17 protein-coding genes and 1 tRNA gene are annotated in these 18,480 nt (G+C 41.2%); all 18 read right to left on the bottom strand.

The annotated features are described in order from the left end of the window. Positions 1-11: 11 nt before the first annotated feature. The 18 genes from hemA to sdhA all read right to left on the bottom strand — a co-directional run bounded on the left by hemA (position 12) and on the right by sdhA (position 18,423). A complete protein-coding gene (hemA, locus tag C4B60_RS05735; RefSeq protein WP_104057050.1) occupies positions 12-1,364 on the bottom strand; it encodes a glutamyl-tRNA reductase in 1,353 nt (450 codons plus the stop codon). Positions 1,365-1,728: 364 nt separating this feature from the next. After that, the gene (gene yihA, locus C4B60_RS05740) at positions 1,729-2,316 is read right to left on the bottom strand and encodes a ribosome biogenesis GTP-binding protein YihA/YsxC (protein ID WP_104057051.1); all 588 of its coding nucleotides are present in this window, start codon (positions 2,314-2,316) and stop codon (positions 1,729-1,731) included. Then, a complete protein-coding gene (lon, locus tag C4B60_RS05745; RefSeq protein ID WP_104057052.1) occupies positions 2,313-4,634 on the bottom strand; it encodes an endopeptidase La in 2,322 nt (773 codons plus the stop codon). The genes yihA and lon overlap by 4 nt, the downstream gene beginning before the upstream one ends. A gap of 201 nt (positions 4,635-4,835) precedes the next feature. Beyond that, positions 4,836-6,107, bottom strand: coding sequence for an ATP-dependent protease ATP-binding subunit ClpX (gene clpX / locus C4B60_RS05750; RefSeq protein WP_104057053.1), 1,272 nt, complete (start codon positions 6,105-6,107; stop codon positions 4,836-4,838). Positions 6,108-6,363: 256 nt separating this feature from the next. Further along, on the bottom strand, positions 6,364-7,653 hold the full coding sequence (gene tig, locus C4B60_RS05755; protein ID WP_104057054.1) for a trigger factor: 1,290 nt from the start codon (positions 7,651-7,653) through the stop codon (positions 6,364-6,366). A 157-nt stretch (positions 7,654-7,810) separates the two neighbouring features. Beyond that, positions 7,811-8,782: a tetratricopeptide repeat protein gene (locus tag C4B60_RS05760; RefSeq protein ID WP_104057055.1), complete on the bottom strand. Its 972-nt coding sequence runs from the start codon at positions 8,780-8,782 to the stop codon at positions 7,811-7,813. Between the two features lie 141 nt (positions 8,783-8,923). After that, entirely contained in the window at positions 8,924-9,214 is a 291-nt protein-coding gene (locus tag C4B60_RS05765; RefSeq protein WP_104057056.1) for a hypothetical protein, read from the bottom strand. A 223-nt stretch (positions 9,215-9,437) separates the two neighbouring features. Next, positions 9,438-9,995: an RNA polymerase sigma factor gene (locus C4B60_RS05770; protein ID WP_104057057.1), complete on the bottom strand. Its 558-nt coding sequence runs from the start codon at positions 9,993-9,995 to the stop codon at positions 9,438-9,440. 1,376 nt (positions 9,996-11,371) lie between these two features. Beyond that, positions 11,372-11,448, bottom strand: a tRNA-Arg gene (locus C4B60_RS05775). Positions 11,449-11,554: 106 nt separating this feature from the next. Then, complete coding sequence (locus C4B60_RS05780) at positions 11,555-12,058, bottom strand: metallophosphoesterase (protein ID WP_104057058.1); 504 nt, start codon at positions 12,056-12,058, stop codon at positions 11,555-11,557. Positions 12,059-12,067: 9 nt separating this feature from the next. Next, complete coding sequence (locus C4B60_RS05785) at positions 12,068-12,664, bottom strand: XTP/dITP diphosphatase (protein WP_104057059.1); 597 nt, start codon at positions 12,662-12,664, stop codon at positions 12,068-12,070. Then, entirely contained in the window at positions 12,661-13,422 is a 762-nt protein-coding gene (gene rph / locus C4B60_RS05790; RefSeq protein ID WP_104057060.1) for a ribonuclease PH, read from the bottom strand. The genes C4B60_RS05785 and rph overlap by 4 nt, the downstream gene beginning before the upstream one ends. A gap of 130 nt (positions 13,423-13,552) precedes the next feature. Further along, complete coding sequence (gene racE / locus C4B60_RS05795) at positions 13,553-14,356, bottom strand: glutamate racemase (protein WP_104057061.1); 804 nt, start codon at positions 14,354-14,356, stop codon at positions 13,553-13,555. 16 nt (positions 14,357-14,372) lie between these two features. After that, positions 14,373-14,825 (bottom strand): MarR family winged helix-turn-helix transcriptional regulator, encoded by a 453-nt coding sequence (locus C4B60_RS05800; RefSeq protein WP_104057062.1) that lies wholly within the window; start codon positions 14,823-14,825, stop codon positions 14,373-14,375. 122 nt (positions 14,826-14,947) lie between these two features. Continuing rightward, positions 14,948-15,172, bottom strand: coding sequence for a helix-turn-helix domain-containing protein (locus C4B60_RS05805; RefSeq protein ID WP_104057063.1), 225 nt, complete (start codon positions 15,170-15,172; stop codon positions 14,948-14,950). A 92-nt stretch (positions 15,173-15,264) separates the two neighbouring features. Continuing rightward, positions 15,265-15,735 (bottom strand): acyl-CoA thioesterase, encoded by a 471-nt coding sequence (locus tag C4B60_RS05810; RefSeq protein ID WP_209020063.1) that lies wholly within the window; start codon positions 15,733-15,735, stop codon positions 15,265-15,267. Between the two features lie 142 nt (positions 15,736-15,877). Further along, positions 15,878-16,642 (bottom strand): succinate dehydrogenase iron-sulfur subunit, encoded by a 765-nt coding sequence (sdhB, locus tag C4B60_RS05815; RefSeq protein WP_104057272.1) that lies wholly within the window; start codon positions 16,640-16,642, stop codon positions 15,878-15,880. Between the two features lie 20 nt (positions 16,643-16,662). Beyond that, positions 16,663-18,423, bottom strand: coding sequence for a succinate dehydrogenase flavoprotein subunit (gene sdhA / locus C4B60_RS05820; RefSeq protein ID WP_104057064.1), 1,761 nt, complete (start codon positions 18,421-18,423; stop codon positions 16,663-16,665). Positions 18,424-18,480: the final 57 nt, after the last annotated feature.

An 18,480-nucleotide genomic window follows, 5' to 3' on the forward strand; every position in this document is an offset into this window, starting at 1 on the left:
TTATCCCTCGTTTAGGGCTGTAAGGAAAGCTTTGGCTGCTGCTTAATCATCCAGTCAGCTTCTTTATTTATCTCAGAATCCTGCAGTGTGCCTTTTACCTGTTCTTCAAGATTAAAGATTTTCATAAAGAGCTCAAGCTTTTCGTCTCCGTCCGGCAAAGCAGCCAGTTCCTTCGCCTGTAAGATCGGGTCCTTTAACAGCTGATTTATAATACTCTTTGTGTGCTTGTTTAAAATTTTTCGTTCGCGATCAGTCAGACTCGGCATTTTGCGTTCAATGCTCTGCATTGTTTCCGCCTGGACGACAAGTGCTTTTTCACGAAGAGCAGAAATAACAGGCACAACTCCCAGCATGTTCAGCCATTCTTTAAAATTAACAATGGTCTCTTCAACCATAATTTCAATCGCTTCAGCAGCCTGCTTGCGTTCAGCAAGATTTGCCTGCACGATTCCTTCCAAATCATCAATATCATATAAAAATACGTTCTCTAATTCATTAATAGAGGGATCAAGGTCACGCGGAACCGCGATGTCTACCATAAAAAACGGACGTCCCTTGCGCATACTCTCTACATGCGTCATTAGCTCTTTATCAATAATAGCTTCTTTGGAGCCAGTGGAAGTGATAAGAATATCTGCTTCCATTAATGCGCATTGCAATTCACGAAGCTGCTTCGCTTTTCCATTAAATTTGGCTGCAAGCAGTTGAGCTTTTTCAAATGTACGGTTAATCACAGTAATCTGAGTTGCACCGCTGCCCTGTAAATTTTGAATAGCAAGCTCGCCCATTTTCCCTGCACCAAGAATTAATACATGCTTTTTGTTCAGGTCGCCAAATATTTTTTTGGCAAGCTCAACAGCAGCATACGAAACTGAAACAGCATTAGACGCGATATCGGTCTCCGAATGTGCTTTTTTCGCAAGTGTAATTGCCTGTTTAAAAAGTTCATTGAATACAGTTCCGGTAGCCCCTACTTCCTGGGCTCCCAAAAAGCTTTTGCGGACCTGTCCAAGTATCTGAGTTTCCCCGACGATCATGGAGTCGAGTCCGCAGCTTACCTTAAATAGATGCTCCATAGCACCGTCTTTTTCATATATAAATAAATAAGGGCTGAATTCTTCTTTATCAATACCAAACCAATTTGCTAGAAATTCTTTAATATAATAACGACCTGTATGAAGCTGATCAACGACTGCATAGATTTCCGTACGGTTACATGTCGATACAATCACGTTTTCCAATATGCTTTTTTTCGTCTGCAGAGACGCCATCGCATGCTGGAGATCCGCTTCCTGGAAAGAAAGACGCTCTCTTATCTCAACAGGGGCCGTTTTGTAATTCAATCCTACCACTAAAATGTGCATGTTTTGAAAGACACCCCCAGAATGTAATCACTACTTCTATTATAACATGCTAATAATCGATACTTTATTCCAATTGTGAACATAACTTGAAACCAGTTTCGACTGCATTAGCCACGTTTTTGCATAGTCTCCGAAAATTCTCCAGAGTCGCACAACTATGCAACAATATATATCCTTATTCAGCGTACCAAAGTGCATGCACCGTTTCAACTGTTCAGCTCATTTTCCAGAATGTTACGTTCTCTAGCTATTATTACCTATGAAGTCAATATTAAAACCTGAATAAAGGGTAATTTTCGTTTATTTCATCATTTAAAAAACCCCGCTCTCCTATTAAGGATAACGGGGTTTTACTATTATTATTCTAATCATTCATATAGTCAGTTATAAATTTCCACGCTTCATCTTTACCAAGACCTGTTTCCGATGAGAACAGGATCAATGCATCGCCATCTTCAATTTGAAGAGCTTTTCTTGTAACCGCTAAATGCTTTTGCCATTTGCCTTTTGGAATTTTGTCCGCCTTCGTCGCCACAACCAGACAGGGGATATCAAAATGCTTTAAAAAGTCATACATCATAATATCGTCTTTAGTTGGAGGGTGTCTGAGGTCAACAATCAGGACAACTGCTTTTAACGGCTTGCGGTCTGTCATGTATGTTTCAATCATTTTTCCCCAGGCAGCTCTTTCAGACTTTGAAACCTTTGCATAGCCGTATCCCGGGACATCCACAAAATAGAGCAGTTCATTTAACAGATAAAAATTAAGCGTCTGCGTTTTTCCAGGCTTGGAGGATATTCTCGCTAAGGATTTTCGGTTAATCATTTTATTGATAAACGATGATTTCCCTACGTTAGAACGCCCAGCAAGAGCGAACTCAGGAAGCTCGCCCTCCGGGTATTGCTCTGGTTTTACCGCACTTATCACAATTTCTGATTTCGTTATTTTCATTTTTTGTCTCCTAATGCACGCTCAAGAACTTCATCCACATGAGAAACAGGTATAAACGTTAGTTCACTTCGTACGCTTTCTGGAATATCATCAATATCCCGTTCGTTATCTTTCGGCATGATGATCGTGGTTAATCCCGCACGATGGGCACTTAATGTTTTCTCCTTCAACCCTCCAATTGGAAGGACCCTGCCACGGAGTGTTACTTCACCTGTCATCCCGATTTCCCGTTTGATCGGACGGTTTGTAAGGGCTGAAACCAGCGCTGTAACAATGGTGATCCCTGCTGAAGGACCATCCTTTGGCACAGCTCCCTCAGGCACGTGAATATGGATGTCATATTTCTCGTGAAACTGCTCTTCAAGATTTAATTCCCGGGCTTTAGAGCGTACGAATGAAAATGCAGTCTGCGCAGATTCTTTCATAACATCCCCAAGCTTACCAGTAAGAACAAGCTTGCCTTTACCTGGTGACAAAGAAACTTCAATTTGGAGAGTATCCCCGCCAACTGTTGTGTAAGCGAGTCCGGTAGCGACACCGATCTGGTCTTCTGTTTCAGCCTGGCCATAACGGAATTTTCTTTTACCAAGAAAATCAGAAACAGTTGTTTCTTTTACGACAACACGTTTCTTCTCTCCACCGACTATGATCTTAGCCGCTTTACGGCAGATTGCAGCAAGCTGTCTTTCTAAACCGCGCACGCCTGCTTCACGGGTATGGTAACGGACGATTTCCTGAATTGCTTCATCGCGCATCTGAAGTTTGCTTTTATTTAAACCGTGCTCTTTTAATTGTTTTGGAAGAAGATGCGTTCTTGCAATATTTATTTTTTCAAGCTCCGTATAACCGGCAATATTAATTATCTCCATCCGGTCGCGCAATGGTCCGGGTATGGTGGATAAATTGTTTGCCGTTGCAATAAAAAGAACATTTGATAAGTCGTATGGTTCCTCGAGATAATGATCACTGAATGAATTATTTTGCTCAGGATCGAGGACCTCGAGCATTGCTGAAGAAGGGTCGCCTCTGAAATCATTTGACATTTTATCAATCTCATCAAGCAGGAAAACAGGGTTGATTGTTGAGGCTTTTTTCATTCCCTGAATAATCCTTCCCGGCATCGCTCCTACATATGTTCTGCGGTGTCCGCGTATTTCGGATTCATCTCTTACCCCGCCAAGTGAGACCCGTACAAACTTCCTTCCGATTGACTCAGCAATGGATCTGGCTAAGCTCGTTTTACCAACTCCCGGAGGGCCGGCAAGACATAGTATCGGTCCTTTTAAGGATTGTGTCAGCTGCTGGACAGCCAGATACTCCAATACGCGCTCTTTAACTTTTTCAAGACCATAATGATCTCTGTTTAAAATGTCCTCGGCACGTTTAATATCAAGATCGTCTTCGGTTGACTTCATCCATGGGACGGTAATCAGCCAATCAATATAATTTCTGATTACAGAGCTTTCAGCTGAAGTGGAAGGGATTTTTTCATAGCGGTCTAATTCCTTCATAGCAATTTTCAAAACCGATTCAGGCATTTCAGCATCCTTGATCCGTTTAGCTAAATCAGCAACCTCGCCTGTTTTGCCATCCTTGTCACCCAGCTCTTTTTGGATCGCTTTCATCTGCTCTCTCAGGTAGTATTCCTTTTGAGTGCGCTCCATTGATTTTTTAACACGCTGCCCGATTTTTTTCTCCAGGCTTAAAACCTCTTTTTCGTTATTAATGGTCTCAATTACCCGGGTAATGCGTTTTTTAATATCTGTGGTATTTAAAAGCTCCTGTTTTAATTTAAGCTTTAACGGCAGATGAGAAGCAATAATATCTGCAAGTCTTCCTGGCTCCTCAATATCCGTTACCGTATTTAATGTCTCAGTGGAAACCTTTTTGGAAAGGCTGATATATTGCTCAAAATAATCCACCAGTGTACGCATAAGAGCTTCAAGCTCTGCTGATTTATCAGGGGAGTCAGGCAATGATTCCACCTCTACTGTATAATGGGTATCCTCTTCAAGAAATGACGTGATTTTTGCCCGTTCGAGACCCTCAACAAGCACCCGAATGGTTCCGTTAGGCAGCTTTAGCATCTGCTTAACCTTTGTTAAGGTTCCCATTGAATAAAGGTCCGCCTGATCCGGCTGATCTACTGTCATGTCCTTCTGTGTTGAAAGAAAAATCAAGTGATTATCCATCATGGCTTTTTCAAGCGCCTGTACAGAGCGCTCCCGTCCTACATCTAAATGCAGAACCATCGTTGGATATACCAGCAGGCCCCGCAGCGGCAGGAGCGGGACGGTATAATTTGTTTTATCTGACATATTGCTGCACCTCCATTACGCTAAAGACCTGAAGCATTTCCATCCAAGTCAAAAAACGGTTTTAAAATTACAAAAATCAAATTTTTAAGATGTAGTTACTGTACCCTTTTCTAAGGTCCAGCATCCATCATATCCGCTCATAATGGCAAAAAAAACTGACTCGATAGTGGGTCTAACGAGTCAGCCTCCAGAATCATATCATTAGGCAGATGTTTTTTGTTCGTCACTAGGTCCGATTTTCGTTCCGTCTTCCAGAACGAGGATTGGACGTTCGTTTCTTTCAACCGTATCCTTCGTAATAATACATTTTTTAATATCATCACGCGATGGCAGGTCAAACATGACATCCAGCATAATGTTTTCAATAATTGAGCGCAGTCCGCGTGCTCCTGTTTTCCGCTCAATTGCATTGCGGGATATTTCCAGAAGGGCTTCTTCCTCAAACTCAAGATTCACATCGTCAAGCTCAAGCATTTTTTGATATTGCTTGACCAATGCATTTTTTGGTTTTGTTAAAATAGAAACTAGCGCTTCCTCATCGAGCTGCTCCAGTGTAGCAGTAACAGGAAGACGTCCGATAAACTCAGGAATCAGACCAAATTTCAATAAGTCTTCCGGAACCAGCTTGGAAAGCAGTTCTTTTTCTTTAATGTCCCCTTTATTCGGGTCAGAGCCAAATCCAATTACCTTTTGTCCAAGTCTGCGCTTAACAATTTGGTCTACACCGTCAAATGCGCCGCCGCAGATGAAAAGGATATTCGTTGTATCGATCTGGATAAATTCCTGATGAGGATGCTTACGGCCGCCCTGCGGTGGAACGCTGGCTGTTGTTCCCTCAAGGATCTTAAGCAGTGCCTGCTGAACGCCTTCACCGGAGACATCACGTGTAATTGATGGGTTCTCAGATTTACGGGCAACTTTATCAATTTCATCAATATAGATAATGCCTTTTTCCGCACGCTCAACATCATAGTCTGCTGACTGAATCAGTTTAAGCAGAATATTTTCAACATCCTCTCCTACATAGCCTGCTTCCGTTAAAGAAGTGGCATCTGCAATTGCAAAAGGAACGTTCAAAATTCTTGCAAGTGTCTGCGCAAGGAGGGTTTTACCGGAACCTGTTGGTCCAATTAGACAAATATTACTTTTTGAGAGCTCTACGTCATCAACCTTGCTGTTGGAATTAATCCGTTTGTAGTGATTGTAGACGGCTACAGAAAGCGATTTCTTGGCTCTTTCCTGTCCTATTACATATTCATCTAAAATGCCCAGAATTTCTTTTGGCTTAGGAACGTCCTTAAATTCTACTTCTTCTTCAGTACCCAGCTCTTCTTCCACAATCTCTGTGCAAAGCTCAATACATTCGTCGCAAATATAAACGCCAGGCCCGGCTACTAATTTACGAACCTGTTCCTGCGTTTTTCCACAAAAAGAACATTTAAGCTGTCCTTTTTCATCATTAAATTTAAACATTAATTTCACCCCTTGTTTCAAACTAACATCATACTTGTGATGTACTAAAATGGCAATTATTATGCTCGGGAAGACCCCTTATTACCAAAGACTGTCTGTGATATGAATTGTACCACAGGGTTGTAGCAGACGAAACTAACATATACTGCAGAATATGGATTTCGTAATTTTTGTCCAGCGGACTATGTAATATCAAGGTTTATATGTAGAAAACAAGGCACGAACTATTTCGCGCCTTGCAGCTTCTTATATACTATTATGCAACAGGTTGGCTATTTTCTACAAGAAAATCGATTGCTTTTTGAATTCTTAAATCATTTTCAAGTACTTCTGTAGATCCGCCAAGGGCTGTTTTAATTTGGTCAAGTGACATACCAAATTGTTCAGTCATTTTGTTTAGCTCGTTATTTACATCTTCTTCTGTAACAGTAATATTTTCTTCATCAGCAATTGCTTCGAGTGTCAGGTTTGTACGAACACGTTTTGAAGCATCTTCTTTCATTTGAGTGCGTAATGCTTCTTCGTCCTGTCCGCTAAACTGGAAGTATAACTCAAGGTTCATTCCCTGTGATGAAAGACGCTGTTCAAATTCTTGAAGCATGCGGTCAACCTCAGTTGTAATCATGGCTTCAGGCACTTCGATTTCAGCATTTTGAGAAGCTTGTTCTAAAAGTGAATCACGTAAAGTCGCTTCAGCATTATTTTTCTTCTGCTCTTCTAGGCGATTTTTTGTTTTCTCTTTAAGCTGCTCAAGAGATTCCACTTCTTCATCTGCATCCTTTGCGAATTCATCATCAAGCGCAGGAAGCTCCTTCGCTTTGATTTCATGAATTTTCACTTTGAATACAGCAGGTTTTCCTGCAAGCTCTTCAGCGTGGTATTCTTCAGGGAAGTTAACTTCCACATCTTTTTCATCTCCAGCAGAAAGACCGACAAGCTGCTCTTCGAAGCCAGGAATGAATGAGCCAGAACCGATTTCAAGTGAGTAGTTTTCTGCCTGGCCGCCTTCAAAGGCTTCCCCGTTTACAAATCCTTCAAAATCAAGTGTAACAGTATCGCCATTTTCTACAGAGCCTTCCTCTTTTACAACAAGCTCAGCCTGACGCTCCTGAATCGTTTTAAGCTCAGCAGCAACATCTTCTTCTGTTACTTCTGTTTCAAGTTTCTCCACTTTTAAGCCTTTGTATTCACCAAGCTTAACCTCTGGTTTAACTGTAACTTTAGCAGTGAAAATAAGTTCTTTTCCTTTTTCCATTTGCTCTACATCAATCTCCGGGCGATCAACCGGCAAAATACCAGCTTCCTCTACCGCATTTGCATAAGCTTCAGGCAGGATCAGGTCAAGAGCATCCTGATAAAGTGATTCTACTCCGAAACGCTTTTCGAACATTTGACGCGGCATTTTCCCTTTACGGAATCCAGGTACGTTAATTTGTTTAACAACCTTTTTAAATGCATCGTCCAATCCTTTATTCACTGTTTCAGCATTAACTTCAACAGTAAGTACTCCAACATTACCTTCTTGTTTTTCCCATTTTGCTGACATACTCAATTCCCTCCAACACATCTATAATAATTTTTTAATGGATTCACGCTGATAGCGATGAAAACGTTGACTCTGTCGATTTTGGCATTACGAGCCCCATTATGCAACCATTACATTATAACATAGCTTATAACTCTTTCAACCGGTATGAATAACTTCATACAATAGGAACCATTTCCAGCGTTTCGATTTCATCTGCAACGCCTTCCATTTCTTCTTCATCCCATTCCATCTCTACTCCCATATATCTTTCGGCCAGGTGCAGATAGGCTCTTGAGATAATCTCTTGATCCTGTTCAATCCATGAGTAGGGATAGAGTAAAAATTGATGGCGCTTGATAATATCAACTGCCAATTCAACCAGATTAGGATCTTCATGTCCAGCCTGCTGCTGGATTTGTGCAACAACCGATTGAAAAAACTCACTTTCAAATGGATCCTGCAATTGACTTGGAGACACTGTGCTTTTTTGCCCCCACTTCTCAACCTCTACCTCATCCTTGACACCTTGCTCCCTTAATACATTTAACAGCATGGTTTTAATGAAGGGATGGGTTTCTTTTACTTTAATTAATTCAATAATAGACATTTTGATAGGATGTATATTTTGTTTCGACAGGTTGGCTGCCTGAACCATTTGCTGTTCTAAATCTTTATGCAGAACCAAATCATCCAACGAGGTTTCTCTCTGCTCCTCCTGCTGATCCTGCTTCCGGCTGATAGAAAGAAGGTGATTAAACCGTTCAGCCCGCTCTGGAGTGAGTATCCCTTCATCCATTACCGTTTGGATAGTAGAGGCAATTTTGTCATGGTCCTTCAGCTGAAACAAATTCATAATATACAATTCTAGTGTTTCCTCATAATCCCCGAGGCCCTCACGAAGCATTTTTTCACATAATTCCTTTGCTTCCTGCCACCTGTGATCTTCATATAGGGCGACAGCCAACGATGTTGTGGTTACCGGGTCATCTTTATCCATCTCAAATGCTTCCATTAAGAGAGAGATTGCTTCCTCGTGCTGCTGATCCTGCAGTTTTTCCAATCCTCTTTCAACAAGCCGGTCTTTTAGCTTCGGGAAAGGAATAATTTTTTTATCCTGGTTTGATTCACTTCCGGGACGTTTTGGCACAAAGTATCCACCCTTTTCATTTTAGTAGGTGATTTGAGTTTAGCATGAGTTCCTTAAAAACCAAAACAAGAAGGCAGACGAGCTTTAAAGCTTTGATTTCTGACTGGTTAAATCAGGAACAGCCTGCTTTTCTTATAAGCCTTACTTTGAAAAAAGCTCTCCTATAACCCATAAGAAAAATGGTGCCACCAGACCAACTGACCATTTAAAGCGGGATTCCAGCGCCTGGAGGTCTCTTGTGTTTATTTGCCCGTCCCTTGACACCGCCTCTGCCTTTCCTTCCGCTTTATCAGCAAGTAAATAGGCTTCATCTGCAAGTTTCTCAATTCTAAGAAACCCATTCTGCTTTTCATCCATCCGGGCCATCCATTGCTCCAGTTTTCTCATATCCTCTGATAATTTTTTGATCTCGGCATTGCTTTGCTCAGCCATATTGGCACCTCCTATTTTTTTCAACCTGTTCAAATCAGTTTTCCACTAATCTATTAATCATCCAGGAATAGGAATATATGTTTGTAGGTTCAAAGCCTTGTTTTAGTATTTTGCTAATCTCTCGGTTTAAAAATAAATAAGGGTGTGTATAATTGAACTATGAGATGTGGTTCTTTAATTTAAAAAACACATCTCATTCCCTGGAACGTAGTTTTACGTTCTTTTAAGCGGTTAAATAATCGTTTAGAGTTAGTTTGCTGCGCTCTGCTGCAATTTTTTCTATACGGTTTTTTACCGTTTTGTCAGAAGTTCCGAGTTGCTTGGCGGCTTCCCGGAATGAGTAAGACTTTGCGAATGCTACTAGAGCTTGGCGGCTTGGAATAGTAGCGTTCGCGATGAGTTCTAGGAGCAGTTGGCGCTGCTCTTTTTTTATTGCACGATCCTCCGGCTTTTCGTCTTCTTCTGCCCGACCATAAAATTGACAGCGCTTCAGATAATGCTGATAGGTTATTTCTTTTTGGCCGATCGTTAAGATTCTCCTGCGAAGCATCAAGTACAAAAATGGCTCAAACTCTCCTATTCCAACATCATAAATCTTAACTGCCTGAAAAAAAATTTGGTTTGCCTCAGATTCAACATCCTGTCTGCTTATCCAGTGAAGATAGGATTGTTTTTTGGCGAAGTTGAAAGCTTTTTCCGCGTACATGCCATAAAGCTCATTAAACGAATCTTCACAACCGGTTTCCTGGTAGCGTTTTATTAAGTTTTTAGTGTGTGACATGAACGTTCCTCCTTTTATTGTTTTGTATCTATATTCAAAGCTCAACAGTTTTTGCGGAATTTTTTTAAAAATATGTTAAAATTTATCTTTATATTTTTGACTAAATTCACCATTTATTTTTCTATAGAAAAACGACGCCCTTCATTTAAGAAGAACGCCGCTATTTTAACTCAAACGGGGCCGCTGATCCTGTTTTGATCAAACAGGATTAGCGGCATTTGAAATTTTATTTAGGTTAGCTGTATATCGGTTGTTTTATTTACTTCCCTTTATTTTTTGCAAATGTTTTCCCAAGGATAATTACGTGAAAATAATTTCAAGGTGAAATGAAGGAAATGAGGACATAAAGATAAATTATTACTTACTTCAACCGTACGTTTGTTCCTTGATTATACCTTAAAGTTAAAGCTGTCTCCGTCGAAGAGTGTCGATTTCAAATTGGGAAAATACTCTTTATATTTTGCTGAATTATATCTTTCCTGTAAGGTTTTTTATACATTTTTATCCAATAAACCTTGCTAATTATATAATTCTTTACTTATCCTTATTGGGAAAAGAGACAATATCTTATAAGAGTTTTTTCATTTCCCTAGATTTTTTTTATTAAGCCTTTTTTCCTCTCAGATAACCACCTGATCTGGGAGCCGAAATTTTATGAATTTTTATTAAACGTATTATTCAAAAAAACACATAGAAAATTAATGTCAACATTTATTGTATTCGGCTTAGCTTTAATGAAGAACTAAAACTTTTAGCAAAACCGCCCTGTCTCCATATATAACCAAAGAGATCATGCATCATTATGGCTATCCTAAAAAAATTTGAATTGTTTAAAGCAGAGTTACTTTCTATAAAGAAAAAAAGGAGCTTCAATGTAAAAGTCCGGGTAGTGACATTTGAACAAGCGACGATCCTCCATACGGAAAAGAAACCATCATATTTCATGTCAGCCCTTCCAGAATAAAAACGATCAGCTTTGAACATGAGGAGATCAAACTGAGGTAGAAATTAAAAGGTTTTGCCAGGAGGCTATTGCAGATATAAAAAAATCCTTCAGCCTTGATTTGAGTTCTTATAAATCTTATACCTATGATCAATTGAATTATATATAAAGAATAACGAAGGATATATCCTCTTAAAAGAGCAGATGGCCAAATGAGGTTTATACCGTTGAAAAGAAGAACGGTAGCTGGAAGGTTGTTGATAAGAAACGGAGTCCGGGGAAAAAGATAAAGAAAGAATTACTCTGGTACTTGTAATCGCAAAAGTTCAACATCCAGACAGAATAAAAAGCAAAAAAGATGCTGCCACATTATGTGACAGCATCTTTTATTTATCGAAACCTTCTCGTATCAAGGTTTAACATGTAAAAATAATGGCGTCCCAGGAGAGATTCGAACTCCCGACCGACGGCTTAGAAGGCCGTTGCTCTATCCTGCTGAGCTACTGGGACATTATGTAGTTTTTTTAAGGACATTTATTATTATATTAGAAGCACATTAATAAGTCAACAAGATTTTAAAAAAAGAAAGGCGCTACTTAAATTCACGCCTTTTCAATTATAATGAACCGCTCCAAGCTGTTATTTCACGATGCTTTTCGTCCCAAAATTGGACGCTTACTGCTTCTCCATTTTTTTCAATAATGGCATAGGATGCCTCTGTGCGGTCTCTCGGCAATAATATACTTCCCGGATTGATAAACAGACGCCCGTCTTTTATTTCAGCCCCCAGGCTATGGGAATGACCGAAACAGATGATCGACGCTTGGGCTTCTTCCGCTCTGTAGTGAATTCGATCAAGGGATTGCTTCACGCCGTAAAGATGACCATGCGTAAGAAGAATGACAGTACCTTGTACGTTAATTACTTCGTCTTCCGGGTAGCTTGAATCAAAATCACAATTTCCCCGCACCTTAACAAAGTTCTGCATTTCCTTAGAATTAAAAGGCAGCTCGGAATCTCCGCAATGGAGCATGGCATCTACCTCACCCTCATAACGCTGTTTTAACTCAACGATTCTTTCTGTATCACTATGATTATCACTAACCACCAGTATTTTCATCGAATCACCTCAGTTTACTATTTCAGGCAGGAGCTGTGTCAGCTTATGGATTGCCTGTCCTCTGTGGCTGATGGCGCCTTTTTCCTCCCTGGACATTTGTGCAAGAGTCCGCTTTTGATCTCTGATCCAGAAAATCGGATCGTAGCCAAACCCCTCATCTCCCATCCTTTGGGTTAAAATAAGCCCTTCGCATTTTCCGGTAACTGTAATGGCTTCCTCATCAGGTTTACAGATGGCTAACGTACAGTGGAAACGTGCTGTACGTTGTGAGAAAGGGACACCTAACAAGTTCTTTAAAACTTTATCTATATTTTTTTCGTCATTCTTTTCTGTACCTGCATAGCGTGCAGAATAAACCCCCGGCTCTCCATTTAATGCATCAATAATCAGCCCGCTGTCGTCTGCGATCGTTAATACCTGAAACTGCTTTGCGATGGCTTCTGCTTTTAATATGGCGTTTTCCTCAAAGGTTGTACCGGTTTCCTCAACATCGCCCACTTCAGGATAATCAAGCAGCGTCTTCACTGTAATGTCTAAAGGCGAAAAGAGCGCTTCGAATTCCCGTGCTTTTCCTGGATTTTTGGTCGCGATCAGTACTTCCTTCATAATGATCCAGCCTGACTGGAAGTTTTTATTAGAGAAGCTGTTTCCCCTAATGCTTCTTTTTGTTTAATGATAATGTTTTTTATTCCCTGTTCAGCCGCTTCAAGCATGTTTAAAAGCTGCTGGTGTGAAAAGGTTGCTTCCTCCCCAGTACCCTGAAGCTCTACAAATTCACCTGAGCCGGTCATGACCATATTCATATCAACCTCAGCTGTGCTGTCTTCAGCGTAATTTAAATCAAGTATTACCCCAAGATCGCTGCTAATTCCTACTGACGTGGCTGCTAAATAATCCTTGATTGGAAAAGAGGATAATTCCTTTTCCTTAGCCAGATTGCCAACAGCAAGCGTCATAGCAACAAATGCACCTGTTATAGAAGCTGTTCTTGTTCCGCCATCTGCCTGAATGACATCGCAATCAATCCAAATTGTCCGCTCGCCAATAGCTGTCAGATCAACTACAGAGCGCAATGCACGTCCAATCAGCCGTTGAATTTCCATCGTCCGCCCCTGTACTTTTCCTTTAGAGGACTCCCGAATCGTTCTTTGTCCGGTTGCCCTTGGAAGCATGGCATACTCCGCTGTTACCCAGCCCTTGCCCTGGCCTCTCATAAAGGGCGGAACTCTGTCCTCAATGCTTGCTGTACAGATGACCTTAGTATCTCCGACTGAAATCAATACGGAGCCTTCCGGATGCTTTAAATAATCAGTTTCAATTGTAATAGGGCGAAGCTCTGAAGCCTGCCGTCCATCCACTCGCATGGATAAATCCTCCTTTTGCCGCTTAACCCTTTAAAAAGGGATACGTTTAACTCTATTTACTTTCATAGTATAACAAACTACAGGCATTCTGAAACCTATTTACAAAGCAGCACAAAAAAAGCCGGGGAATTTAATTCCTCGGCAGTCTGACATGTTGAATATTCAGCTCTTCGTTTTGCAGCCATTGACGCGCTACTTGTCCAAAAATTTTCGATGATCCGGTCGTGTAGAATCGGTTTTCCTTTTTCTCATGACGGGCATTCAATTCGTTTCGGTAAGCAAGAATTGCACTTACCTCCCTTGCTGTCTCATCCCCTGAACTGATTACCGTTATGGACGGGCCCAGATACTGTTCAATAATTGGCTGCAGCAAAGGGTAATGGGTGCAGCCCAATATAAGCGTATCGATATTTGTATTTTTCAATTGAACAAGTGTTTCAGCAATGATCTTTTTCGCCATTGACCCTGCATGCTCACCGCTTTCCACAAGTGGGACAAACTTAGGGCAAGCCAAAGGAAATGTTTCGATCGATGGCCTTAGATGTGAAAGAGAGGTTTCATAAGCCTTGCTTTTAATCGTCCCAGAGGTGCCCAGGATTCCAATCCGATCATTTTTCGTATATTTAACAGCTGACCGGGCACCTGGTGAAATAACGCCAATGACCGGGATATCGAATGCAGTCTGGATCTCCTCAAGCACTACAGCAGTTGCCGTGTTACAGGCAATAACGAGCATTTTAATTTGCTGATTATATAAAAAGCGTGCCATTTCCCATGTATATTCTTTTACTTCAGAACTCGGCCTTGGCCCATAAGGACAACGTGCAGTATCACCGACATAAACGATGTTTTCGTTTGGCAGCTGGTGCATGATTTCTTTTGCAACTGTCAGTCCGCCGATGCCTGAGTCCATTACTCCTATTGCTTTACTCAAAAAAAGCCCCTCACTCTTATTTCATTTCGTTATGCAAACGATGAAGTCCTTTTGATAAAAGTTCTACTTCCTCGGCTGAAAAGTCTATTAATACTTCATTCAGGTAGTGCTGGCGTTTTTTTATAACTTCCTCAATAATTCTCTCGCCTTCTTTCAAAAGATGAATGCGAACAACCCTGCGATCATTTTCATCCTTTACCCTCATGACGAGCTCATTTTTTTCCATGCGGTCTACAAGATCTGTTGTTGTGCTGCATGCAAGGTACATTTTATTAGAAAGCTCCCCAATCGTCATATCGCCTTCCTCAAAAAGCCATTGCAGGGCAATAAACTGAGGAGGTGTGATCGTATAATTACTTAAGATCTCCCTGCCCTTTTGCTTAATAATACCGGATATATAACGCAGGTCTTTTTCGATCCCGGCCAGCACTTCTACAGGATGAAGCTCTTGTGTACCTTTCTTTTCCATCTGCCATCGACACTCCTTCGTGTTAATTCTATTATGATTGTGACGTTTTTTCATAAAAATATCAAGAATCTTTTTGTTTTAGGTACATATGTATAAATGTAAAAAAGGGAGGCCCCCCTTTTTTACAATGAAAGTTCACCCATTCTAAGCAGTTCAACAATCGCCTGGGCTCTCCCCTTGACACCCAGCTTTTGAATTGTATTTGAAATATGGTTTCGAACAGTTTTTTCGCTAATAAAAAGCTCACCAGCAATATCCTTTGTCGTTTTATCCTGAAGCAGTAAACCAAAAACCTCACGTTCTCTTTTCGTTAGAATAGATGACCGATTGTATTGTGACCGACTCATTTTCAACCTTCCCCCTCGCTTGCTTAGCTGAAGCCAGTTTATCCAGTTTATGAGTCAGCAATCAAAGGAGTGCCTTGTTTTTGGAATCTATTTTAATTATGCTGATAATTCGTATTCAGTAATTTGTTTTTTTGATGCTCCTCCCAGGGTTTGCTTTTCCCGGTCGCTTTTAAAATCTGAACCATCGTGCCCCGTCCGGTCAGGACTGTTTTACCTTTATTATTAACCGCTCTATAGTGGATATCTACTGAAGAACCTCCGACTGATGCTGCTTTAACGTAAATTTTTAAAGTCTCATCAAAATAGACCTGCTGAAGAAAATCGCATTGCAAATCAGCTACTACCGGGATGGTCTCAGAGTCCTTCTTCAGCCACTCCTGCATAAAGCCAATTGCTTTTAAAAATTCAATTCTAGCCTGTTCAAAATAAATAAAAGCAACTGTATTATTTAAATGTCCAAATAGATCCGTTTCTGAAAATCGCACTTTAATTTCATAATAAAAAGAAAAATCTTCTTCCCATTCTTTTAAATCGTTTATGTAGGTTTTATTCAACGCACTCATTCTTCCCTTCACTTATGAATTAGTAATCATTTCATTTACTTCAGTATAACGAAAAATTTATTCGTAGACAGCTTTAAGTTTCCAGAAGGAAGTTAATAAAAAAGCTGCAGATGCTTTAAGCGTCTGCAGCTTTAATTTAATTTTACACTTCTGAATCGCTTCCGAAGAAGTTTCTGAACATTTGAAGGTTCGTATCACGGTTTAATGCCGCAATAGAAGTAGTTAGCGGAATCCCTTTAGGACAGGCCTGCACACAGTTTTGTGAATTACCGCAGTCGCCCAGACCGCCATCACCCATAAGAGCATTTAAACGTTCATTTTTGTTCATAGCACCTGTTGGGTGTGCATTAAACAAACGAACCTGCGAAAGTGGAGCAGGACCGATAAAGTTCGACTTGCTGTTCACATTTGGACAGGCTTCAAGACAAACACCACAGGTCATACATTTTGAAAGCTCATAAGCCCACTGTCTTCTTTTCTCCGGCATACGTGGTCCTGGACCAAGATCGTAGGTGCCGTCGATTGGAATCCACGCTTTAACCTTTTTAAGCGAATCAAACATCCGGCTTCTATCAACCATAAGGTCACGCACGACCGGGAATGTTTTCATAGGCTCAAGGCGAATCGGCTGTTCCAGTTGGTCTACAAGAGCTGTACACGACTGGCGGGGAGTTCCATTTATCACCATAGAGCACGCACCGCAAACTTCTTCTAAGCAGCCCATATCCCAGGCAACAGGTGTTGTTTTTTCACCTTTTTTATTAAATGGATTTCGTCGAATTTCCATTAATGCTGAAATAACGTTCATATTCGCACGATAAGGAATCTCGAATTCTTCAAAATAAGGCGTGGAGTCAAGGTCATCTTGTCTGTAAATCTCGAATCGAATAGTTTTTTCTTCCGTCATCGTACTTGAGGCAGTCATGATTACTTAGCTCCTTTCTTTTTGGAGTAATCCCGTTTACGCGGCTCGATTAGCGATACATCGACTTCCTCATAATGGATCTCCGGTGAATTAGTTGCCGCATTAAATTTAGCCATTGTCGTTTTTAGGAACTCTTCATCATTTCTTTCCGGGAAATCAGGTTTAAAATGAGCTCCGCGGCTTTCATTTCGCTGAAGGGCACCGATAGTTACGACTCTTGCAAGATGAAGCATATTTTTCAGCTGGCGGGTAAACACAGCTCCCTGATTGCTCCATTTATTTGTATCATTGATATTTATTCTTTCATAGCGCTCTAAAAGCTCTACAATTTTATCATCTGTTTCCTTAAGTTTATCATTATAACGAACAACGGTCACGTTATCAGTCATCCATTCACCAAGCTCTTTATGAATCACATAAGCGTTTTCGTCGCCGTCCATTTTCATAATTTGATCCCATTTATCCTGTTCCTCCTGCACATGGCGTTCAAAAACATGCGATGGGATATCTTCAACGGTTTTCTCAAGTCCATTGATGTAGGAGACAGCATTTGGACCAGCAACCATTCCGCCATAAATGGAAGAAAGAAGGGAGTTAGCGCCAAGTCTGTTTGCTCCATGGATCGAGTAATCACACTCCCCGGCTGCAAAAAGACCAGGGATATTGGTCATTTGATCGTAATCTACCCAAAGTCCACCCATTGAATAGTGGACAGCTGGGAAAATTTTCATCGGCAGTTTACGAGGATCGTCTCCCATGAATTTTTCATAGATTTCGATAATGCCTCCAAGCTTAATATCCAGTTCTTTAGGATCCTTATGGGACAGATCCAGGTAAACCATGTTCTCACCATTAATGCCAAGCTTTTGGAATACACAAACGTCAAAGATTTCACGTGTGGCAATATCCCTAGGTACCAGGTTACCGTAGGCCGGGTATTTCTCTTCGAGGAAGTACCATGGCTTGCCGTCTTTGTAAGTCCATACACGTCCGCCTTCACCGCGGGCTGATTCACTCATTAAGCGGAGTTTGTCATCGCCGGGGATGGCAGTAGGGTGAATCTGAATAAACTCGCCGTTAGCGTAATAAGCGCCCTGCTGATAGACGATGGAAGCCGCTGAACCTGTGTTGATTACCGAGTTCGTCGATTTTCCAAAGATAATTCCAGGACCGCCTGTTGCGATAATAACAGCATCTCCCGGGAATGAAAGAATTTCCATTGTCGAAAGGTTCTGCGCTACAACACCACGGCAAACTCCGTCGTCATCAAGAACAGAGCCAAGGAATTCCCAGCCCTCGTATTTCGTAACAAGACCGGCAACTTCATGACGGCGTACCTGCTCATCAAGTGCATACAATAGCTGCTGGCCTGTTGTTGCTCCTGCAAATGCTGTTCTATGGTGCTGCGTTCCACCGAAGCGGCGGAAATCAAGAAGGCCTTCAGGCGTACGGTTAAACATAACACCCATACGGTCAAGCAAATGGATAATTCCAGGTGCTGCATCACACATCGCCTTAACCGGCGGCTGGTTTGCTAAAAAGTCTCCGCCGTATACACTGTCATCAAAATGCTCCCAAGGAGAATCTCCTTCTCCTTTTGTATTTACAGCTCCGTTAATTCCACCCTGTGCGCAAACAGAGTGGGAGCGTTTTACTGGAACAAGGGAAAATAAATCAACCGACATTCCAGCTTCTGCTGCTTTAATCGTTGCCATGAGACCCGCAAGCCCTCCACCGACAACGATGATTCTGCCTTTACTCATTTGGACACTCTCCTTACTTAATCCACTGACTGAGCGTTTGCTCAATATTTTATTCTC

Origin of the sequence: Jeotgalibacillus proteolyticus (assembly GCF_002926065.1) — a bacterium.
GTDB lineage: Bacteria > Bacillota > Bacilli > Bacillales > Jeotgalibacillaceae > Jeotgalibacillus > Jeotgalibacillus proteolyticus.